This is a genomic window from Desertibaculum subflavum, assembly GCA_003576705.1.
Taxonomy (GTDB): domain Bacteria; phylum Pseudomonadota; class Alphaproteobacteria; order Ferrovibrionales; family Ferrovibrionaceae; genus Desertibaculum; species Desertibaculum subflavum.
Genome location: QOZS01000045.1, coordinates 1 through 19,626, shown reverse-complemented (window position 1 = coordinate 19,626; position 19,626 = coordinate 1). Strand labels below are relative to the sequence as shown.

Annotated in this window: 23 protein-coding genes and 1 riboswitch; of the genes, 10 read left to right on the top strand and 13 right to left on the bottom strand. The window is 68.5% G+C overall.

Going from position 1 to position 19,626, the window contains the following annotated elements:
* Positions 1–48: 48 nt before the first annotated feature.
* The 3 genes from DT074_RS20645 to DT074_RS20635 all read right to left on the bottom strand — a co-directional run bounded on the left by DT074_RS20645 (position 49) and on the right by DT074_RS20635 (position 3,343).
* A complete protein-coding gene (locus DT074_RS20645) occupies positions 49–960 on the bottom strand; it encodes a carbohydrate ABC transporter permease (RefSeq protein ID WP_119421761.1) in 912 nt (303 codons plus the stop codon).
* Positions 960–1,886, bottom strand: a complete 927-nt coding sequence (locus DT074_RS20640) for a carbohydrate ABC transporter permease (protein WP_119421760.1) — start codon at positions 1,884–1,886, stop codon at positions 960–962. The genes DT074_RS20645 and DT074_RS20640 overlap by 1 nt, the downstream gene beginning before the upstream one ends.
* A gap of 119 nt (positions 1,887–2,005) precedes the next feature.
* On the bottom strand, positions 2,006–3,343 hold the full coding sequence (locus DT074_RS20635; RefSeq protein WP_119421759.1) for an ABC transporter substrate-binding protein: 1,338 nt from the start codon (positions 3,341–3,343) through the stop codon (positions 2,006–2,008).
* 179 nt (positions 3,344–3,522) lie between these two features.
* On the opposite strand from DT074_RS20635, the gene DT074_RS20630 reads away from it, so the two are divergent.
* The 7 genes from DT074_RS20630 to DT074_RS20600 all read left to right on the top strand — a co-directional run bounded on the left by DT074_RS20630 (position 3,523) and on the right by DT074_RS20600 (position 8,316).
* The gene (locus DT074_RS20630) at positions 3,523–4,317 is read left to right on the top strand and encodes an HpcH/HpaI aldolase family protein (protein WP_119421758.1); all 795 of its coding nucleotides are present in this window, start codon (positions 3,523–3,525) and stop codon (positions 4,315–4,317) included.
* Between the two features lie 101 nt (positions 4,318–4,418).
* Positions 4,419–5,237: an enoyl-ACP reductase FabI gene (fabI, locus tag DT074_RS20625; protein ID WP_119421757.1), complete on the top strand. Its 819-nt coding sequence runs from the start codon at positions 4,419–4,421 to the stop codon at positions 5,235–5,237.
* Between the two features lie 44 nt (positions 5,238–5,281).
* On the top strand, positions 5,282–6,355 hold the full coding sequence (gene aroC / locus DT074_RS20620; RefSeq protein WP_119421756.1) for a chorismate synthase: 1,074 nt from the start codon (positions 5,282–5,284) through the stop codon (positions 6,353–6,355).
* 25 nt (positions 6,356–6,380) lie between these two features.
* Positions 6,381–6,959 (top strand): peroxidase-related enzyme, encoded by a 579-nt coding sequence (locus tag DT074_RS20615; RefSeq protein WP_119421755.1) that lies wholly within the window; start codon positions 6,381–6,383, stop codon positions 6,957–6,959.
* Between the two features lie 4 nt (positions 6,960–6,963).
* Entirely contained in the window at positions 6,964–7,566 is a 603-nt protein-coding gene (locus DT074_RS20610; protein WP_162915052.1) for a 2-hydroxychromene-2-carboxylate isomerase, read from the top strand.
* A gap of 14 nt (positions 7,567–7,580) precedes the next feature.
* Positions 7,581–8,102: a VOC family protein gene (locus tag DT074_RS20605; protein ID WP_119421753.1), complete on the top strand. Its 522-nt coding sequence runs from the start codon at positions 7,581–7,583 to the stop codon at positions 8,100–8,102.
* Positions 8,103–8,127: 25 nt separating this feature from the next.
* Positions 8,128–8,316, top strand: a complete 189-nt coding sequence (locus tag DT074_RS20600) for a DUF1192 domain-containing protein (RefSeq protein WP_368744806.1) — start codon at positions 8,128–8,130, stop codon at positions 8,314–8,316.
* Here DT074_RS20600 and DT074_RS20595 read toward each other — a convergent pair.
* From DT074_RS20595 to DT074_RS20585, 3 genes are all read right to left on the bottom strand, one after another.
* The gene (locus tag DT074_RS20595; protein ID WP_119421752.1) at positions 8,306–9,508 is read right to left on the bottom strand and encodes a benzoate/H(+) symporter BenE family transporter; all 1,203 of its coding nucleotides are present in this window, start codon (positions 9,506–9,508) and stop codon (positions 8,306–8,308) included. The genes DT074_RS20600 and DT074_RS20595 overlap by 11 nt on opposite strands.
* Before the next feature lie 223 nt (positions 9,509–9,731).
* Positions 9,732–11,108: a 4-hydroxyphenylacetate 3-hydroxylase N-terminal domain-containing protein gene (locus tag DT074_RS20590; protein ID WP_368744805.1), complete on the bottom strand. Its 1,377-nt coding sequence runs from the start codon at positions 11,106–11,108 to the stop codon at positions 9,732–9,734.
* 28 nt (positions 11,109–11,136) lie between these two features.
* On the bottom strand, positions 11,137–11,661 hold the full coding sequence (locus DT074_RS20585; protein WP_162915051.1) for a carboxymuconolactone decarboxylase family protein: 525 nt from the start codon (positions 11,659–11,661) through the stop codon (positions 11,137–11,139).
* A gap of 101 nt (positions 11,662–11,762) precedes the next feature.
* A riboswitch (SAM riboswitch) is annotated at positions 11,763–11,842 on the top strand.
* 117 nt (positions 11,843–11,959) lie between these two features.
* Between DT074_RS20585 and metX the strand changes: the two genes are divergently transcribed.
* Genes metX through DT074_RS20570 form a run of 3 tightly spaced genes read left to right on the top strand, consistent with a single transcriptional unit; the run spans position 11,960 to position 14,740 of the window.
* Positions 11,960–13,060 carry a homoserine O-acetyltransferase MetX gene (metX, locus tag DT074_RS20580; RefSeq protein WP_368744812.1) on the top strand — a complete coding sequence of 367 codons (1,101 nt, stop codon included), beginning with the start codon at positions 11,960–11,962 and terminating at the stop codon, positions 13,058–13,060.
* Positions 13,057–13,713 (top strand): methionine biosynthesis protein MetW, encoded by a 657-nt coding sequence (gene metW, locus DT074_RS20575; RefSeq protein ID WP_119421748.1) that lies wholly within the window; start codon positions 13,057–13,059, stop codon positions 13,711–13,713. The genes metX and metW overlap by 4 nt, the downstream gene beginning before the upstream one ends.
* Before the next feature lie 28 nt (positions 13,714–13,741).
* Positions 13,742–14,740 (top strand): NADPH:quinone oxidoreductase family protein, encoded by a 999-nt coding sequence (locus DT074_RS20570; RefSeq protein WP_119421747.1) that lies wholly within the window; start codon positions 13,742–13,744, stop codon positions 14,738–14,740.
* Here the strand turns inward: DT074_RS20570 and DT074_RS20565 are convergent.
* The 7 genes from DT074_RS20565 to DT074_RS20535 form a co-directional block, all read right to left on the bottom strand.
* Positions 14,712–15,470: a methyltransferase domain-containing protein gene (locus tag DT074_RS20565; protein WP_119421746.1), complete on the bottom strand. Its 759-nt coding sequence runs from the start codon at positions 15,468–15,470 to the stop codon at positions 14,712–14,714. The genes DT074_RS20570 and DT074_RS20565 overlap by 29 nt on opposite strands.
* A 153-nt stretch (positions 15,471–15,623) precedes the next feature.
* On the bottom strand, positions 15,624–16,106 hold the full coding sequence (locus tag DT074_RS20560) for a F0F1 ATP synthase subunit B family protein (protein WP_119421745.1): 483 nt from the start codon (positions 16,104–16,106) through the stop codon (positions 15,624–15,626).
* Positions 16,107–16,110: 4 nt separating this feature from the next.
* Entirely contained in the window at positions 16,111–16,683 is a 573-nt protein-coding gene (locus DT074_RS20555; protein WP_162915050.1) for a F0F1 ATP synthase subunit B family protein, read from the bottom strand.
* 26 nt (positions 16,684–16,709) lie between these two features.
* Positions 16,710–16,937: a F0F1 ATP synthase subunit C gene (locus tag DT074_RS20550; RefSeq protein ID WP_119421743.1), complete on the bottom strand. Its 228-nt coding sequence runs from the start codon at positions 16,935–16,937 to the stop codon at positions 16,710–16,712.
* A 37-nt stretch (positions 16,938–16,974) separates the two neighbouring features.
* On the bottom strand, positions 16,975–17,724 hold the full coding sequence (locus DT074_RS20545) for a F0F1 ATP synthase subunit A (RefSeq protein WP_119421742.1): 750 nt from the start codon (positions 17,722–17,724) through the stop codon (positions 16,975–16,977).
* A gap of 10 nt (positions 17,725–17,734) precedes the next feature.
* The gene (locus DT074_RS20540) at positions 17,735–18,109 is read right to left on the bottom strand and encodes an AtpZ/AtpI family protein (RefSeq protein WP_119421741.1); all 375 of its coding nucleotides are present in this window, start codon (positions 18,107–18,109) and stop codon (positions 17,735–17,737) included.
* 108 nt (positions 18,110–18,217) lie between these two features.
* Positions 18,218–19,626 (bottom strand): coiled-coil domain-containing protein (locus DT074_RS20535; RefSeq protein ID WP_497746156.1); only part of this gene is annotated, 1,409 nt, incomplete at its 5' end.

Sequence of the window (19,626 nt, the reverse complement as noted above, 5' to 3'; positions counted from 1 at the left end):
GCCCTTCGCTCCCCGGGTCCTGGTTTCCTGGCCGCTGTTGACGCGCGGCTAGCCCTTGGTGGCGCCGGCGGTGAGGCCGGCGATGTAGTAGTCCATCAGGAAGGCATAGATGATGAGCGGCGGCGCGGCGCCGAGCAGCGCGCCGGTCATGATCTGGCCCCAGTTGAACACGTCGCCCTTGATCAGGGTGGTGATGATGCCGACCGGCAGCACCAGCTGGTCGGTCGAGGTGGTGAAGGCGAGCGGATAGAGGAACTGCGCCCAGCTGACGGTGAAGGCGAAGATCGTCGCCGCGATGATGCCGGGCAGCGCCACGGGGATGAAGATCTTGGTCAGGGTCTGCATCCAGCCCGCCCCGTCGATCAGCGCCGCCTCGTCCAGCTCCTTCGGGATCGAGGCGAAATAGCCGATCATGATCCAGGTGCAGAACGGCACCGTCAGCGTCGGATAGAGGAACAGCAAGACCCACCAGTTGTTGATCAGCTCGATGCCCGTGAGCTCGTTCACGAAGGCGAAGATCTTGAACAGCGGAATGAACAGCAGCGTCTCGGGGATCAGGTAGGTCAGGAAGACGCCGGTCGCGAGCGTCGCCGAGCCCCAGAACCGCATGCGGGCGAGCGCGAAGGCCGCCAGCACGCTGATGACCATGGTGATGGTCACCACGATGATCGAGACCATCGCCGAGTTCCAGAAGAAGGTCAGATATTCGGGCGAGGTCAGCAGCGAGACGTAGTTCTCGAGCGTGGGGTTGTAGACCCACCACGGATTGGTGATCGCCGAGATCTCCGCGCTGGTCTTCAGCGAGGTGATCAGCATGTAGACCGGCGGCATCAGGAAGAAGATCGCGAAGATCACCAGGAAGACGTAGGACCAGATCAGCGCGCGCTTGCGGTCGCGGCTCACCGAGCCATAGCGGATTTGGCGCGTGGGGCCGCCGACGGAGACAGCAGTGTTGGCCATCAGACTTCACTCCCCCGCCGGGTAATGTCGCGCAGGATGAAGATCGCGGCGACTGCCAGGATCGGCACCATGAACAGCGAGACGGCGGCTCCGAGCGGAATGTCGCCGCCCTCGATGCCGACGCGGAAGGCCCAGGTGCCGAAGATATGCGTGTAGTCGAGCGGGCCGCCCGCCGTCAGCACGCGCACGATGTCGAAATTGGCGAAGGTGACGATCAGCGAGAACAGCGCGGTAATGGCGATGATGTTCCGCATCATCGGGAGCGTGATGTACCAGATCCGCTGCCACCAGCTGGCCCCGTCGATCGCCGCCGCCTCGTAGAGCTGGTCCGGCACCGATTTCAGCGCCGCGAGATACATGATCATGAAGAACGGTGCGCCGATCCAGACATTGACCAGGATGACCGAGAACCGCGCCCAGGCGGCCTCGCCGAGCCAGGGGACGCGACCGATCCCGATATGATCGAATACCCAGTTGAAGGCGCTGTACGAGGGATCGAACAGCCAGAGCCATGCGAGCGTCGACATGGCCGGGGGGATCACCCACGGCACCAGCAGCATGCCGCGCCACTTGCGCTGGCCCTTGGCGGGGATGTTGTGCACGAAATGGGCGACGACGAAGCCGATGATCGCCTTGAAGACGACCGCCGTGATGGCGAACAGGCAGGACTGGTAGACGACCTGCCAGAAGGTGTCGCGGCCGAACAGGAAGGTGAAATTGCCGAAGCCGACGAAGCGCTCCATCGACTTGCTGAGCATCGCCAGATAGACCGCATAGCCGGCCGGATAGGCCACCAGGGCCGCGAGCAGGGCGATCAGCGGCAAGGCCATGAAGAATGCGATCGTCGACTTCCGCCGCATCAGCCGGTGCAGCCCGCCGCGCGCCGCCCCATTGGCCGTGCCCACACGGATTGCCGAATCGACCATCGTCCACGCCTCCCTCAAGACATTACTTTGCTTGTTTCACTGTGCTCGATCTGCACCGGGACCGGGACCGCCGGCAGGCGCCGACGGTCCCGGATACCGGATTCCAGCTTGCGCCGGACTCAGGTGCGCATGAAGCCTTCGACTTCCTTGGCGGCCCAGTCGAGCGTCTTTTCCATCGGCTCGCCCTGGAAGTGGCGCACCGCCATCTTGGTCTGGATCGCCTGGGTGTAGATCTGCACCGCGATCTTGTGCGGCGCCGGCGCGGCGGCGATCGAGAGGATCTGATGGTTGTGCGGGTTCGGGTAGTGGTAGAGCGTGCCTTTCGGCGGGCCCTCCTCCGCCCAGACCTTGAGCGTGGTCAGGTTGGCGTAGGCCGGGATGTCGTAGCCCTGGCTGGCCACCACCATCGACTCGATCGCCTTCGGCTGCGACAGGTGGGTCAGCAGGGCCTTGGCCGCCGGCTTGTTCTTGCCGAAGCTCCAGATGCCCCAGAAATACGGCAGGAACGGCCCGTGACGGCCCTTCGGCCCGGCCGGGAAGCCGTGCGTCCAGAGCTGCTCGGCGATCTGCGGCGCGTCGCGCTTGGCGACCGCCCAGGCCGAGGGCGGGTTCATGATCATCGAGCCGCGGCCGGAGACCAGCCACTTGTTGTTCGACGCGTCATCCCACGAGGGCACATCCGGCGGCAGGAAGGCCATCAGGCGCTTGTAGTAGTCGAGCGCCTGGCGCACCGGGTCGGTCTTGACCGTGATGTTGCCCTTCGCATCGACCAGCATGGCGCCGAAGGCGTGGAAGAACGCACCGGCCGAATCGACCGAATCCGACGTCGTGCCGAGCCCGATGCCGAACGGATGGCCGCCCTTGTGGCAGGCTTCCGCCGCCTTGAGGAACGAATCCGTCGTCCAGCCATCCGCCTTGGGGGCGCTGCCGGCCGGATACATCGCCTTGAGGTCGATGCCGGCGAACTGCTTGAGATAGTCGATGCGGCTGCACGGTCCCTTCAGCTGGCTGCCGACCGTGGCCGGGACGGCGACCCACTTGCCGCCGATCTTGCCGAGATACTCGACCGTCGCGTTGACGGGGCCGTTCTGCTTGATCAGCGGCGCCATGATGTCGTCGACGGGCTCGAGATTGCGCGCGCGTTCGGCCGGTTGCCAGGTCGCCATCGCCATGATGTCGTGGCCGGACCGGGCCTGCTCCTCGGCGGCGATGGTCAGCAGGATCTTGTTGCCCTGGCTGGTGATGAAGTCGATCGAGACGTCGACCTTCTCCTTGGCCGCCCATTCCTCGATCGCGGTCTTGGTCGCCGCATTGGCGCCGGGGACCCAATGGTCCCACAACCCGACCGACAGCTTGCCGGCCGCGTTGGCGGTGCGCACGAAAGGCGCGGCCACCACCGCCGAGGCGGCGGCGGTCGTCGCCATGAACCGACGACGCGTAAACTTCGATTTTTGCATTCCCGAGTTCCTCCTCCGCTTATGCCGAACGACCGTTCGGTTATCCATTTGTGAAGATGCTAGCCACAAACCACGCGATCGGTCCATGATTATCGATAGCCGGCACAATCGACCAAGGTCGAGCCGGCGGGGCGCCGGGCCGGCGTCCGCGAAGCACCGATTTTCGGAGGGGAAACGCCGTGCGTGAGAACAACGTCAGGAATATCTGGGCCAAGGGCGGAGCGGTGATCAACGGCTGGCTCGGCATCCCGAGCAGCGTTGCGGCCGAGAACATGGCCCAGGCCGGCTGGGATTCGCTGACCGCCGACCTGCAGCACGGCCTGGTCGACTACCAGGCCGCCGTCGGCATGTTCCAGGCAATCTCGACGGTGCCGAACACCACCCCCCTCGCCCGGGTGCCCTGGCTGGAGCCCGGCATCATCATGAAGCTGCTGGATGCCGGCGCCATGGGCATCATCTGCCCGATGATCAACAGCCGCCCGGAATGCGAGGCCTTCGTCGGCGCCTGCCGCTATCATCCCAAGGGCTATCGCAGCTTCGGCCCGACCCGGGCGCTCTGGTACAACGGCGGCGACTACTACAAGCACTCCAACGACAGCGTGATCGCCTTCGCCATGATCGAGACCAAGAAGGCGGTGGAGGACCTGGACAACATCCTTTCGGTCCCCGGCCTCGACGCCATCTATGTCGGGCCCGCTGATCTGGCGATCACCTACGGTGTCGAGCCGTCGGGCACGCCCGACAACCCGATCGTGGTCGATGCCATCAAGCAGATCGTCGCCGGCGCCAGGAAGCACAAGGTCGCCGCCGGCATCCATTGCGGCTCCACCGCCTTCGCCAAGCAGATGATCGGGCTGGGCTTCCAGTTCGTCACCCTGATGGCGGACAACGCGCTGCTGGCCGGCGCGGCCAAGTCGGCCGTGGGCGACATGCGGCAGGGCGGCGGGGTGAAGCCGGGCGGTGGGTTGTACTGAGCCCCCGCCCCCTGCTCGGGCCCGCGGGCCGTTGGCAGGCGGCGGCCCTTGTGTAGGATGGGGTTTCCCTGAAACTAGTGTCCAGTTCGCGGGAGTCCTGCATGTCCGAAGCACGGCCACTGATGGCCGGCCGCCGCGGCCTCATTATGGGGGTCGCCAATGATCGTTCCCTCGCCTGGGGCATCGCCAAGACCGTGGCCGCGCATGGCGCCGAGCTCGCCTTTACCTTTCAGGGCGAGGCGCTGGCCCGGCGGGTGACCCCGCTCGCGGCCTCGGTCGGCTCGCAATTCGTGCTGCCCGCCGATGTCACCGACACGGCCTCGCTCGACGCCGTCTTCGCCGCCATCAAGGAAAAATGGGGCCGGCTCGATTTCCTCGTCCACGCCATCGCCTATTCCGACAAGGAGGCGCTGAAGGGCCGCTATCTGGAGACGACGGAGGAGAACTTCACCAACTCGCTCCGCATCTCCTGCTTCTCCTTCACCGATCTCTGCCGCCGGGCGGAGCCCTTGATGACCGAGGGCGGCTCGCTGCTCACCCTCACCTATTACGGGGCCGAGAAGGTGGTGCCGCATTACAACGTGATGGGCGTCGCCAAGGCAGCGCTGGAGGCTTCGGTGCGCTATCTCGCGCACGACCTCGGCCCGCACGGCATCCGGGTCAACGCGATCTCGGCCGGCCCGATCAAGACGCTGGCGGCGGCCGGCGGCATCGGCGATTTCCGCTACATCCTGAAGTGGAACGAGCTGAACTCGCCGCTCAAGCGCAACGTGACCATCGAGGAGGTCGGCGGCGCCGGGCTCTATCTGCTGTCGGAGCTCGGCCGCGGCGTGACCGGCGAGGTGCACCATGTCGATTGCGGCTATCACACCGTCGGCATGAAGCGGGTCGACGCCCCGGATATCAGCACGGTCTTATAGGCCGGGATATAGGCAAGGGCGGCCGGGCGGGGTAGAAGGCGCCCATGTCGCATAACAGCTTCGGCCACCTGTTCCGCGTGACGACCTGGGGCGAGAGCCACGGGCCGGCGATCGGTTGCGTGGTCGACGGCACGCCGCCGCGCCTCCCTCTGGCCGAGCCCGATATCCAGCAATGGCTGGACAAGCGCCGGCCGGGCCAGTCGCGCTTCACCACCCAGCGCCAGGAGCCGGACCAGGTGAAGATCCTGTCCGGGGTGTTCGAGGGGCAGACCACCGGCACGCCGATCTCGCTGCTGATCGAGAATGTCGACCAGCGGTCCAAGGATTACGGCGAGATCAAGGACAAGTTCCGCCCCGGCCACGCCGACTTCACCTACATGACCAAGTACGGCATCCGCGACTATCGCGGCGGCGGCCGCTCCTCGGCGCGCGAGACCGCCTGCCGCGTCGCCGCCGGCGCCATCGCGCGCAAGGTGCTGGGCGAGGCCGTGACGATCCGCGGCGCCCTGGTGCAGATCGGCCCGCATGCGATCGACCGCGGCAACTGGGACTGGGCCGAGGTCGAGCGCAACCCGTTCTTCGGGCCGGACGCGGCGATGGCGCGGCAGTGGGAGAGCTATCTCGACGGCGTGCGCAAGGCGGGCTCCTCCGCCGGCGCCATCATCGAGGTGGTGGCCGAGGGCGTGGCAGCCGGCCTCGGCGCGCCGATCTACGGCAAGCTCGATGCCGAGCTCGCGGCGGCGATGATGAGCATCAACGCGGTGAAGGGCGTCGAGATCGGCGCCGGCTTCGCAGCCGCGGCATTGTCGGGCGAACAGAATGCCGACGAGATGGAGCCCGGCAATGCGGGCGGCCCCCGCTTCCGCGCCAACAATGCCGGCGGCATCCTGGGTGGCATCACGACCGGCCAGCCGGTGGTGGTGCGCTTCGCGGTCAAGCCGACCTCGTCGATTCTGAGCCCGCGCGACACCATCGATGTCGACGGTCATGCCACCACCATCACCACCAAAGGCCGGCACGACCCCTGCGTCGGCATCCGCGCCGTGCCGGTCGGCGAGGCGATGATGGCCTGCGTGCTGGCCGACCACCTGCTGCGCCATCGGGCGCAGAACGGCTGACGCCAAGAAATTTGGAGGAATCGTCATGTCACAGCCGAAGCACGTGCACGCACTGAACATCCCGGTTCCCCCGCGCAAAGAGCTCGACGAGGGGACGCAGAAATACTTCGCGAAATGCGACGAGAAGATCGGCTTCGTGCCGAACGTGCTGCTCGCCTACAGCTTCGATGCCGAGAAGCTGAAGGGCTTCAGCGGCATGTACAACGAGCTGATGCTGGCGCCGTCGGGCGTCTCCAAACTGGAGCGCGAGATGATCGCGGTGATGGTCTCCTCGATCAACCACTGCTTCTACTGCCTGACCGCGCATGGCGCGGCGGTGCGTCAGATCTCCGGCGACCCCAAGCTCGGCGAGCTGATGGCGTTCAACTACCGCGCCGCCGAGATCACGCCGAAGCAGCGCGCCATGCTCGACTTCGCCGCCAAGCTGACCGAGACGCCGGACAAGATTGTCGAGGCCGACCGCGAGAGCTTGCGCAAGGCCGGCTGGAGCGACCGCGACATCTGGGACATCGCCGCCACCGCGTCGTTCTTCAACATGTCGAACCGCATGGCTTCGGCCATCGACATGATGCCGAATCCCGAATACCACGCGCAGTCGCGGTAGCCTCGTGCCTGCTCCGATCGGGTTCTATTTCGACTTCATCTCGCCCTACGGCTGGTTCGGCGCCGTCGGCATCGAGCGGATCGCCGCAGCCCACGGGCGCGAGGTGGATTGGCGGCCGATGCTGCTCGGCATCGCCGTCATGCAGGTGATGGGGCTGAAGCCGCTGCTCGACACGCCGCTCAAGGGCGATTACGTGCGGCGCGACGTGCCGCGCACCGCGGCCTTCCTCGGCCTGACCTACAAGCGCATCGAAGCGCCGATGACGCCGCTGCCGCCGGCCCGCGCCTTCCTGTGGCTGAAGGCGCGCGATCCCGCCCGCGCCAAGGCCTTCGCGCAAGCGGTGCAGGCGCGGCATTTCGGCGAGGGCGTGAACTCGACCACGATCGACGGCCTGGCGCCGGTGGCGGCGCGCTTCGGGCTCGCCGGCGACGATTACCGCGAGGCGGTGGAGGGCGCGGAGGCGAAGGCGCTGCTCAAGGCCTCGGTCGACGCGGGGCTCGCCGCGGGCGTGTTCGGCTCGCCGAGCTTCCTGGTCGATGGCGAGCTGTTCTGGGGCCATGACCGGCTGGACCAGGTGGACAAGTGGCTCGCCACGGGCGGCTGGTAGAGCGGGAGGCAGGGATGTTGCAGGGATTGGGGCCGGTCCGCCAGCTCGGCTATGTGGTGCGCGATATCGAGGCCGCGATGGCGCATTGGGCCGGCGCGCTCGGCATCGGCCCGTGGTTCTATATCGAGCAGGTGCCGGTCGAAGAGTTCACCTGCCGCGGCGCGCCGTCCGGCGCGGCGCTCTCCATCGCGCTGGCCAATTCCGGCCCGTTGCAGATCGAGCTGATCCAGCAGCGCAACGACGCGCCGTCGCTGTACCGCGACTTCCTCCAGCAGGCCGGCGAGGGCCTGCAGCATGTTGCTTTCTGGTCGGAGGATTTCGATGCCGGACTCGCCCGCCTGACCGCCGCCGGCTATGCGGTGGCGCAGTCCGGGCGGATCGGCCGGCGCGGCCGTTTCGCCTACACGCTGAACCCCGCCGCCCCCGGCAATGTGGTGGAGCTGTCGGAGGTGAGCGGCGGCAAGGGCCGCTTCTTCGCCGAGATCGCCCAGGCGGCGCAGGGCTGGGACGGCAGCGATCCCATTCGGCGGCTGTGACGGTCTGCGCTATATTGGGCGCGCCATGGCGATGGATGCCGACGACCTGTTCACCCCCAAGCCCAAGCCCCAGGTGGTCAACCTGGAGGTGATGGGGATCGCCGAGCTGGAGGCCTATATCAGGGGCCTGGAGGCGGAGATCGCGCGCGCCCGCGAATTCATCGCCGCCAAGCAGAAGCAGCGCCAGGGCGCCGACGCCATCTTCAAGCGCTGACGCGCCAGCGCAACAGCAGCAGCAGCGCGCCGCCGGCGATCAGCCCCCAGAACGCGGCCCCGATCCCTCCGAAGGACACGCCCGAGGCCGCCGTCACGAAGGTGACCAGCGCCGGCAGGCGGTCGCGCTCTTCCCCCAGCGCCGAGGTGAGCGCGCCGCCCAGGCTGCCGAGCAGCGCGAGGCCGGCCACCGCCTGGATCAGCAGCGGCGGCGACACGGCGATGAAGGCGGTGGCGAAGCTGGCGCCGAAGGCGAGCACCATGCAGGCGATACCGTTGGCGACCGAGGCGATCCAGCGCCGCGCCGGATCGGGATGCGCTTCCGGCCCGGCGCAGAGCGCCGCCGTGATCGCCGCGAGATTGAGCGAGTGGCCGCCGAGCAAGGCAGTCGCGCCGCTGGCGAGGCCGGTCGAGACGAAGACCGGCGCGACATCCACCCGGTAGCCGTTCGCCTGCATCACCGCGAGACCCGGCAGGTTCTGCGACGCCATGGTGACGAGGAAGAGCGGCAGGCCGATGCCGATCGCGGCGTCGAGCGTGAACACAGGCAGCACGAGCAGCGGCTGCGGCCAGGGATCGGCCAGCGCGCCGGCCGGGATCGGCGTTGCCGCCACCACGATCGCCGCGGTGACCACCACCGCGACCGGCATCGCCCAGGCGCGGGCGAAGCGCATGGCGAGCGCCCAGGCGAGGATGATGGGCAAAGCGAGCGCCGGCATGGCGCCGACCGCCCGCATCGGCGCGAGGCAGAGCTCGAGCAGCACGCCGGCCAGCATGGCGCCGGCGAGCGGCATCGGGATCGAGGCGACGGCGCGGCCGAACGGCCGCCAGAGGCCGGCCACGACGATCAGCCCAGCGGTCACCAGATAGGCGCCGATGGCGGCGGCATAGCCGCCGGTAGGCAGGGCGGTCGCCGCGAGCAGCGCGGCGCCCGGCGTCGACCAGGCAATGGTGATCGGGATGCGCGCCCGCAGGCTGAGCAGGAAGGTGAGCAGGCCCATGCCGAACGCGACCGCGAACAGGCCCGATGCGGCCTCGGCTTGGCTCGCGCCCACCGCGGTGAAGCCGGCAAGCAGGATGGTGAAGGAGCTGGCGAAGCCGGTGATCGCCGCGAGGATGCCGGCCGAGATCGGCTGGACCGTCGAGGCGCGCGACGTCGTTTCCCCGGAGGGTGCGGGCGAAGACGACGGCATCGGGGCTCCTCGGCGAATCGGCTGGCGGTGAGCCTAGAGCGGGAGCGGTTCAGATTGAATCGCGGACAGCGATGCGCCCCCTACTCGACTCGTCGTGCCCGGGCCCACGTTCACGTCCGAGAATTGGCCGGGCACCCACGGCCATCCGCGGCGCTGCCCATCGGCGTGGATCGCCGGGTCAAGCCCGGCGATGACGATTGTTGGAGTGGTTCGCTGCTATCAATCAATGCGCGGCGCCCTCCGCCATGCCGGCGATCTTCAGCGCCTTGCGCTTGGCGCCTTCGAGATCGTAGTGCTTGCGGGTCACGATGCGCTGGGCGTAGAGGCCGCCGCCGGCCTGGATGTTGGTGACGAACTTCCAGCCGCCATAGGCATCCGCCGTCAGGTCGCGGATGGCGTGGAACAGCTTGAGCCGCCGCTCGCCGTCGCCATCGGCGCCGGCCATGTACTTGCGCACCAGCGGACCGACCTCGTTGTTCTCCAGATCGGCGATGGCCGGCGCCGTCAGCACCGAGCCGCCGGCGATGTCGTGCAGGTGCCGCACCATCAGGTTGTAGTTGGCCGCGCCGTGATACTTGCCGGCATTGGTGTAGAGCTCGTCCGGATAGGCGGTGCCGTCGGCGCCGAAACCGCAGCCGCTGATCGCCGCCTCCAAGGTCGCGCGCACCAAGGTGGCATGGATGATCATCTCCGAGATCTTCTCGCGCACATGCGCTTCCCGGGCGAGTCCGTTCGCCTCGGCGATCAGCTGGGCGAAGCCGACCAGCTGGTCCGCCTCGTCGGCCAGGAAGGAGAGCCCGCCGAGCCGCTCCCACAGCCCGAGCGAGTGGGCGAAGACGGTGGCGTGCTTGACCTCGCCGTCGAGAAAGATGCGCTCCGCCGGCACGAACACGTCGTCGAAGATGACGAAGCCTTCCGGGCAGTTGTTCTTGGCCGAGATCGGGAAGTCGCGGGTATCGGCATGGCGCGGCGCATAGGAGGTGTTGACGATCTTCACGCCCGGCGCATTGACCGGAACGGCGCAGGCAATGGCATAGGCCTCCTCGCCCGGCTTCATCGCCTTGGTCGGGATCACCATCAGCTCGTGGCCCAGGCAGGCGCCGGAAATATGCAGCTTGGCGCCGCGGATGACGACGCCGTCCGCCCGCCGCTCCACCACCCGGGTATAGGCATCCGGGTCGGATTGCTGGCCGGGCGCGCGGCTGCGGTCACCCTTCGCGTCGGTGATGCATTCGGTGACGCGGAGGTCGCGCCGCTGCACGTGCGCGACGAAGGCGGCGACGCGCTCGGCATATTTCGGATCGCCGATCCGGCTCGCCGCCGTGGTCAAGGTCATGATCGACTGATAGGTCACGTGCGCGACGAGGTCGGCGTCGTGCAGCATCGGGATGCGGCTGCGCAGATCCTCGGCCGAGCGCGGCACGCCCATCAGCGGGCTCTCAGCGCCCGGCCTCGTCGTATGGAAATGGTCGTAGCAGCGGGCGACGACATCGACCGCGGGACCGAGGATGGGGTGGCACACGACATCCTCGACCCGCTCGCCCTCGAAGAAGATGCTGCGGCCGTCATTGAGCGACGCCCGGTATTCGGCTCCGGTCATCATCGTCGTTTCCTCCCGGTGTTCTTTTTCAGCCTTCGAGCGGCACTTCCAGCGCCAGCAGGGTGCGCGAGACGCAGTTGTAGAACGAGGCGGTCAGGATCAGTTCGACGATCTCGCCGTGCTTGAAATGATGCTTGAGATCCTCATGCACGACATCGGGGAGCTTGCCGCCGCGCGTCACCGCATCGGCCATGGCAAGCACGGCGCGCTCGCGCTCGTTGAAGCGCTTGCTGTCGCGCCAGCGCGGCAGGTCGGCGAGCTGGGCCTCGCTGACCCCCGCCTCCAGCGCCATGCGGTGATGGTGATGTTCCTCGTAATGCGCATCGGTCAGGCCGGCGACGCGCATGATGACGAGCTCGCGCAAGCCGCGCGGGGTCTTCGCCTCGTGCCGGAGCGGCCAGGCGAGGCCGATCCAGGCCTCCAGCATGGCCGGCGCATTGCCGAGCGCGCGGTAGAGATTGGGCGGGCTCCCGCCCGCCTTGCGCATGCGTTCGAAAATCTCGGCGACGTTCGGCGCGATCTCCGCGTCGGAAAGCAGGGGCACTCGGGACATGGCGGCTCCGGCGAATCCTCTGGTTCTTATGGTTGCCACCGTAGCAACCAACCGGCCGGGCGAGAACCGCCGCTTGACGGCCGGCGCGGCCGGCGTATTGTCCATCCGTTCGTGGTGATTTGAGCCGACCGGCTTGCGGCCACGTAAAACAAGCGCGCTAAAAGGTCGGGGCCAGTCGTGACCATCCGCACGCCCCGGGCTTTTCGCGCCGGGGCTTTTTGTTCGGAGGGTGGGCGCCATGGCGGAGGTGGAGGGGCTGGAGCGGGGCCGCGTCGCGAACGCGGAGGGCCACCGCGCCATGCTGGGGCCGCTGAAGCTGGAATGCGGCACGGTGCTGGACCGCTTCCCGCTTGCCTATCAGACCTATGGCGCGCTCGACGAGGGCAAGCGCAACGCCGTGCTGATCTGCCACGCGCTGACCGGCGACCAGTTCGTCGCCAACGCCAATCCGTTCACCCGCCGGCCGGCCTGGTGGCCCGACATGGTGGGACCGGGCAAGGTGATCGACACCGACCGCTATTTCGTGATCTGCGCCAACGTGCTGGGCGGCTGCATGGGAACGTTCGGGCCGAAGGAGACCAACCCGGCGACGGGCCGGTTCTGGGGCCTCGACTTCCCGGTCATCACCGTGGGCGACATGGTGCGGGCGCAGGCGCTGCTGCTCGACCATCTCGGCATTCCGGACCTGTTCTGCGTGATCGGCGGCTCGATGGGCGGCATGCAGGTGCTGCAATGGGCGGCGGCGCATGGCGACCGCGTGTTCAGCGCGGTGCCGGTCGCCACCGCGGCGCGCCACTCCTCGCAGAACATCGCCTTCCACGAGGTCGGCCGGCAGGCGATCATGGCCGACCCGAACTGGCGCCAGGGCCAGTATCTCGAATACGGCGTCAGCCCTTCCGCCGGCCTCGCCGTCGCGCGCATGGCGGCGCATATCACCTATCTCTCGGAAGCGGCGCTGCACCGGAAGTTCGGCCGCAACCTGCAGAACCGCGAGAAAGTGACCTTCGGCTTCGACGCCGATTTCCAGGTCGAGAGCTATCTGCGCCATCAGGGCTCGACCTTCGTCGACCGGTTCGATGCCAATTCCTATCTCTACATCACCCGGGCGATGGACTATTTCGACCTGGCGGCGGATTACGGCGGCAGCCTGCCCAAGGCCTTCGCCGGCACCAAGACGCGGTTCTGCCTGGTCAGCTTCACCTCGGACTGGCTGTTCCCGACGCCGGAGAGCCGCGCCGTGGTGCATGCGCTGAACGCCGCGGCGGCGAACGTCTCCTTCGTCGAGATCGCGACCGACAAGGGGCACGATGCCTTCCTGCTCGACGAGCCGGAGCTGTTCGCGACGCTCGGCGGCTTCCTCGAAGGGGCGGCCGGCGTCCGCGGACTCGCACCGCGATGAACGTCCGCACCGACATCCCGCTGCTGGCGCAGAAGCTGCGCCCGGAAGACGTCCGCGCCGACCTTCGCGTCATCGCCGCGCTGGTGGAGCCGGGCAGCCGCGTGCTCGATGTCGGCTGCGGCGACGGGCTGCTGCTCGCCTATCTCGCCCGCGAGAAGGGCGTCGACGGCCGCGGCATCGAGCTGTCGCAGGCCGGCGTCAATGCCTGCGTGGCGCAGGGGCTGTCGGTGGTGCAGGGCGATGCCGATACCGACCTCGGCGACTATCCGGCCAACGGCTACGACTACGTCATCCTGAGCCAGACCCTGCAGGCGACGCGCAAGCCCTACAAGGTGCTGAAGCAGATGCTGCGCATCGGCCGGCATGCCATCGTCTCGTTTCCCAATTTCGGGCATTGGCGCGTGCGGCTCTCGCTGTTCTGGAACGGGCGGATGCCGGTGACCGCGGCGCTGCCGCAGAGCTGGTACGAAACGCCGAACATCCATTTCTGCACGATCGCCGATTTCGAGCAGCTGTGCCGCGACATGGGCGCGGTGATCGAACGGCGCGTCTCGGTCGATGCCTTCGGCCGGCGCGAGCGCATCGTGGCGCCGGGCGCGCTCGCCAACCTGTTCGCCGAACAGGGCATGTTCCTGCTGCGCAACAAGAACTGACATCTATAGTAAGCGCGGGAGGAACGTGATGCGCGCATTGTTGGCCCGCGCCTTCGGGCCGGTTTCCGATCTCGAGGTCTGCGACGTGCCGCCGCCGGAGCTGCGCGCCAAAGCGGTGCGCATCCGCGTGCGCGCGGCGGGCGTCGCCTTCGCCACCAAGCTGGTGATCGAGGGCAAGCACCAGAACAAGCCGGCGCTGCCGCTGATCCCCGGCTCCGAATTCGCCGGCGAGGTTGTGGAGGTCGCCGAGGGCGTGACCACCCTGAAGCCCGGCGACCGCATCGTGGGATCGCAAGGCACCGGCGGCTATGCCGAGGAGATCGTGGTGCGCGCGACGAATGTGCGACGCATCCCGGATGGCCTGGGCTTCGCCGAGGCGACGCAATTCGCGACGCTCTACCCCACCGCCTATGGCGCGCTGCGCTGGCGCGCCAACCTGAAGCCCGGCGAGACGCTGCTGGTGCATGGCGCCGCGGGCGGCACCGGCATCACCGCGATCGAAGTCGGCAAGGCGATGGGCGCGACGGTGATCGCCACCATATCGAGCGCCGCCAAGGCCGAGGCGGTGCGGACGCATGGCGCCGACCACGCCATCGACTACACGCGGGCGGATATGCGCGAGCGCGTGCTGGAGCTGACCGGCGGCCGCGGCGCCGACGTGATCTTCGATCCGGTCGGCGGCGACCTGTTCGACGCCTCGATGCGCTGCGTCGCGCCGGAAGGGCGCATTCTCACCATCGGCTATGCGGCTGGCCGCATCCCGCAGATCGGCGTCAACCTGCTGCTGGTCAAGAATGCCAGCGTGATGGGCTTCTTCTGGGGCTGGTATATCGGCAACAGCAAGCTGCCGCCGCCGGCCGATGCCGCAGAGCGCCTCGACGCCATGTATGCCGAGCTGTTCCGCTGGTTCGAGGAAGGCCGCCTGAAGCCGCGCACCCATGCGCGCTTCGGTCTCGCCGATGTCGCCAAGGCCTTCGACGAACTGGAGAGCCGCCGTGTCATCGGCAAGGTGGTTCTGACACCTTGAGGCGGCGCTCCGGCGCCGGCAGCAGGCCGGCCGGCACCAGCCGGCGCCGCTTCTGGCGCACCGGAATCGGCGTCACCGCATAAATCTGCTTCTCGGCCTCGACCAGATGCACGCCGGCGAGGCGCGGCCACCAGCGCGCGCCGGCACGCTCAAGCCAGCCGGCGAGGCGCAGCATGGCGCGCAGCCGGAACGGCGGCATGAACAGGCCGCGGCGGAACTGGCGCGGCGAGAACAGGCTGTCGCGCAGCAGGCGCGAGAGCTGCTGCGGGCTGTAGGGCGAGCCGTGGCCGAACGGCGTGTCCTCGAACCGCGTCCACAGACCGACGCGGTTCGGCACCACCACGAGCAGCCGGCCGCCCGAGGCGAGCACGCGCCAGGCCTCGCGCAGCAGCGGGCGCACCTCCTCGCTGTTCTCCAGTGCATGCACCAGCAGCAGGCGATCGACCGAGTTGTCGGCGAGCGGCAGCTCGGTCTCGTCGGCCAGGCCGACCAGGCCCGGCTCGTCCGACGGCCAATGCACCACGCCCTGGGGCGCCGGCATCAGCGCCACGACGCGCGCCGCCTCGTCGCGGAACGGGCGCAGATAGGGCGTGGCGAAGCCGAGGCCCACCACCGTGTGCCCCTGCGTGTCCGGCCAGATCTCGCGCACCAGGCGCGTCAGGTGGCGCCGGGCGAGCTGACCCAGCGGGCTGGTATAGAACTGGCGGAGATCGATGACATCGGGCCGCATGCGGGAAGCCTAGCATGCGGCAAGTTAAGCTCCTCCCCCGGCCGAAGGACGGGGGAGGCTGGGAGGGGGTTTTCGTTTTTTTCGGATGCCGTGGCGCGGCCGCAAACCCCACCCCGGCCCTCCCCGCCTGTCGGCGGGGAGGGGGAGTGACGCTCAGTTCAAATGCTTGCGGAGGTCGCCGATGGCGCGGTCCATGGTGGCGCTCGCGCGGTCGCCTTGCAGTTCCTGCTTCAGCACCGAGGCGGCGGCGGCGATGGCGAGGTCGACGGCGGCCTCGCGCACTTCCTTGACCGCCTGGGCCTCGGCCTGGGCGATCTTGGTCTCGGCGAGCTGGCGGCGGCGGGTCATGGTCGCCTCCAGATCCTCATGCGCCTCGCGGATAAGGCGCGCGGCTTCTTCCTTGGCATGGGCGACGATCTCCGTCGCCTCCTTCTCCGCCTCGCGCTGGCGGCGCTGGTAGTCGACGAACAGCGCCTGCGCCTCCTCGCGGAGGCGGCGGGCCTGGTCGAGCTCGGCCTTGATGGTGGCGCCGCGCTCGTCCAGCGCCTTGCCGATCATGCCCGGCAGCTTGAAGTAGACCGCCGCGCCGACAAAGACGAGGAAGCCGACCAGGACCCAGAAAGTGGGATCGCTCATCGCCTCATGCTCCCCTGGCTGCGGCGGCCACCGCGGCGGCGATGGTATCGGCCGAGGCCGGCTGGCCGGTGATCCGCTGCACCGCCGTCGCCGCGACTTCCGCGGCGGCGGCGCGGATATCGGCGAGCGCCTTGCTCTTGGCGTCGGCGATCGCCGCCTCGGCGGCGCGGGTCTTCTCGGCCAGCTCGTGGTCGACCTTGGCGCGGCGCGAGGTGCTTTCGGCCGCCACCTGCTCGCGCGCCTTGCCGGCGGCTTCCTGCGCGGCGGCGCGGGCCTTGGCCAGGGCCGCCTCGTAGTCGCCGCGCGCCTTCTCGGCATCGGCCTTCAGCTTCTCGGCCGCATCGAGATCGTCGGCGATGCGCGCCTGCCGGTCCTCCAGCACCTCGCCGACGCGGGGCAGCACGACCCGCGACAGCACGAGGTAGAGCACCGTGAAGACGATCGCGAGCCAGACCAACTGCGGCACGAAGCCCGAGGGGTCGAGCTGCGGCATGCCGACGTTGTCGGCCGCGCGGGCCAGCGCCGGCGTACCGAGCAGCAGGGCGGCCAGCGACAAGCGCTGAGCGGCGACGCTCATCATCCTGGTCCGGTCGGTCTGACGGATCAGACCGCGAACAGGATCAGCATCGCCACGACGAGGGCGAACAGCGCCAGCGCTTCGGTCAGCGCGAAGCCGAGCAGCACGTTGCCGAACACCTTCGGCGCGGCGGCCGGGTTGCGCACGGCGGCGGCGAGGAAGCTGCCGAAGATATTGCCCATACCGATGCCGACGCCCGCGAGAGCGAGGGTCGCGATGCCGGCGCCGATCATCTTTGCGGCTTGCGGGTCCATGTGTCGTTCCTTCCGAGTTGAGGTTGGATGGGTTGGATCAGTGATGGAGATGCAGCGCGTCGTTGAGATAGATGCAGCTCAACAGCGCGAAGACATAGGCCTGCAGCATGGCGATGCCGATCTCGAGGCCGGTCAGCGCGGCGATCAGCAGGATCGGCAGGATGCCGACCACGCCGCCGACCACGCCGAGCGCGCCCGCCAGGCTGATCACGAAGCCGGCGAATACCTTCAGCATGGTGTGGCCCGCCATCATGTTGGCGAACAACCGGACCGACAGGCTGACCGGGCGCACGAAATAGGAGATGACCTCGATCGTCACCACCAGCGGCAGCAGCCAGGCGGGGCAGCCGGCAGGCACGAACAGCGAGAAGAAATGGGCGCCGTGCTTCACGAAGCCGATGATGGTCACGCCGATGAACACCACCAGCGCCATGGCGAAGGTGACGATGATGTGGCTGGTCACCGTGAAGCTGTACGGGATCATCCCGAACAGGTTGGAGAACAGCACGAACATGAACAGCGTGAAGATGAACGGAAAATACGGCCGGCCGGCGGAGCCCGCGTTGTCGCGCACCATGTTGGCGACGAACTCGTAGGACATCTCCGCCATCGACTGCCATCGCCCCGGCACCAGCTCGCGCCGGCGCATGCCGACATAGAGGAAGGTGACGACGCCGATCAGCACCAGCACCATCCAGAGCGAGGAATTGGTGAAGGAGGCGTCGAGATCGCCGATCTTGATCGGGACGATCGGCTTGATCAGGAACTGCTCGAGGGGGCTTGCCACAGGGTTCGGCTCACTGCCCGGATCTGGGCGAAGAAGTTTTGTCCGCCGCTTCCGCGTCCCTCTGGACCGCAAGCGCGACCCGGATGGCGTTCGCAAGTCCGGTCGTTCCGCCGAGCAAAAGCCCGATCAGTAGACCCCACGGCGACGAATCGAGCCACTTGTCGATCCACCAGCCGACGAACCCGCAGACCGCAAGCGCGGAGACCATTTCGACGGCGAGCCGCCAGGCGACACCTTCGGCCTTGCTGCGCGGCGCCGGCTCGCCATCGGGCTGGTGCCCCTCGGCTCGCCGTGTTGCCCGCGCATCGCGCAGGCGCGCACTCAAGGCCTCCAGATCGTTCGGCTGGTCGGGCTCGCGCGGCGGCCGGTCATCCCCGGCACTCATCCCCGCCCCCGTCGCGGAAGCGCGCGGAACTTAGCAGCGCACCTCGGGGTGTCAAGCCGAAAGGGGCAATATGCCGCACCAGCGGAAACCTCGGAAACGCCCATGAAATCAGGCGGTTTTGCGCTGCGTCTCCATGGCGCCGAGGTCGACTGAGACAAGCTGGCTCACCCCTCGCTCGGCCATGGTGACGCCGTAGAGGCGGTCCATCCTGGCCATGGTGATCGGGTGGTGCGTCACTACCACGAATCGGGTGGCGCCGCCCTGCACGATCGCCTCCAGCAGGTCGCAGAGCCGGTCCACGTTGGCATCGTCCAGCGGCGCGTCCACCTCGTCCAGCACGCAGATCGGCGCCGGGTTGGTCAGGAACACGGCGAAAAGCAGCGCCAGTGCCGTCAGGGCCTGCTCGCCACCCGAGAGCAGCGACAGCACCTGCAGCTTCTTGCCGGGGGGCGAGGCCATGATCTCGAGGCCGGCCTCCAGCGGATCCTCCGCCTCGACCAGCTGCAGATGCGCCTCGCCGCCGCCGAACACCGTGGTGAACAGGCTCTTGAAATGCGCATCCACCTTCTGGAACGCCTCCAGCAGGCGCTCGCGCGCTTCCTTGTTCAGGCTGGTGATGCCCTGGCGCAGCCGGGCGATGGCGCCTTCCAGGTCGGCTTTCTCGGCGCCGAGCGATGTGAGCTGGGTCTCGATCTCCTCGGCCTCGATATCGGCCCGCAGGTTGACCGGGCCCATGCCGTCGCGCTCCTTGCGCAGACGGTCCAGCCGGGTCTCGACCTGGGCCAGCTCGGGCAGTTCCTCGCCCTCGTCGACCTCGGCCAGCCGCAGGGTCTCTTCCGGCGCGCAATCCAGCGCCTCGCGGATGCGGGCGACCACCTCGGTCACCGCATCGGCGCGGTGCGCGGCTTCCGATTCGGCGCGGGCGCGCATTTCGCGCGCCTCGGCCTGCGCCTCCTGCGCGGCGCGGGCCGCCTTGTCGCAATCGGCCTGGCGCTGCTCGGCCGCGGCCAGCGCATCGCCCTGCTCGCGCCGCGCCGCCTCGGCGATCGAGATCTCGTCCAGCAGGTTGCCGCGCTTCGCCGCGAAAGTCGCCGGCAGATCGACGCGGGCGGCGATCTCCTGCTCCAGCCCCGCGCGGCGCTCGCCGAGCTCGGCGATCTGCGCGGTGGAGGCGGTCAGCCGCCCTTCCCATTGCCGGGCGTCGTTGGCGAGCGACTGGATGCGGGCGGCGCGCGTGCGCGCCTCGGCGCGCGCCTCTTCCAGCGCCCGTGCCGCCTGCGCCGCCGCCTGGCGCAGCTCGCCGACGATGGCGCGGGTATCGGCGACGGCGTCGCGCGCGATCTGCTCCTCCGGCAGCGCGGCGAACGCCGATGCCGCCTCGTCGCGCCGTGCCGTGGCGTCGGTGCGCTCGGCTGCGATCTCCTCCAGCTGGGCGGCCAGCGCGGCAAGCCGCGTCGCCCGCTCGGACGCGCGGCGCAAGGCCGCCGCCTCGGCATTGCGGGCCGCGTTCAGCGCCT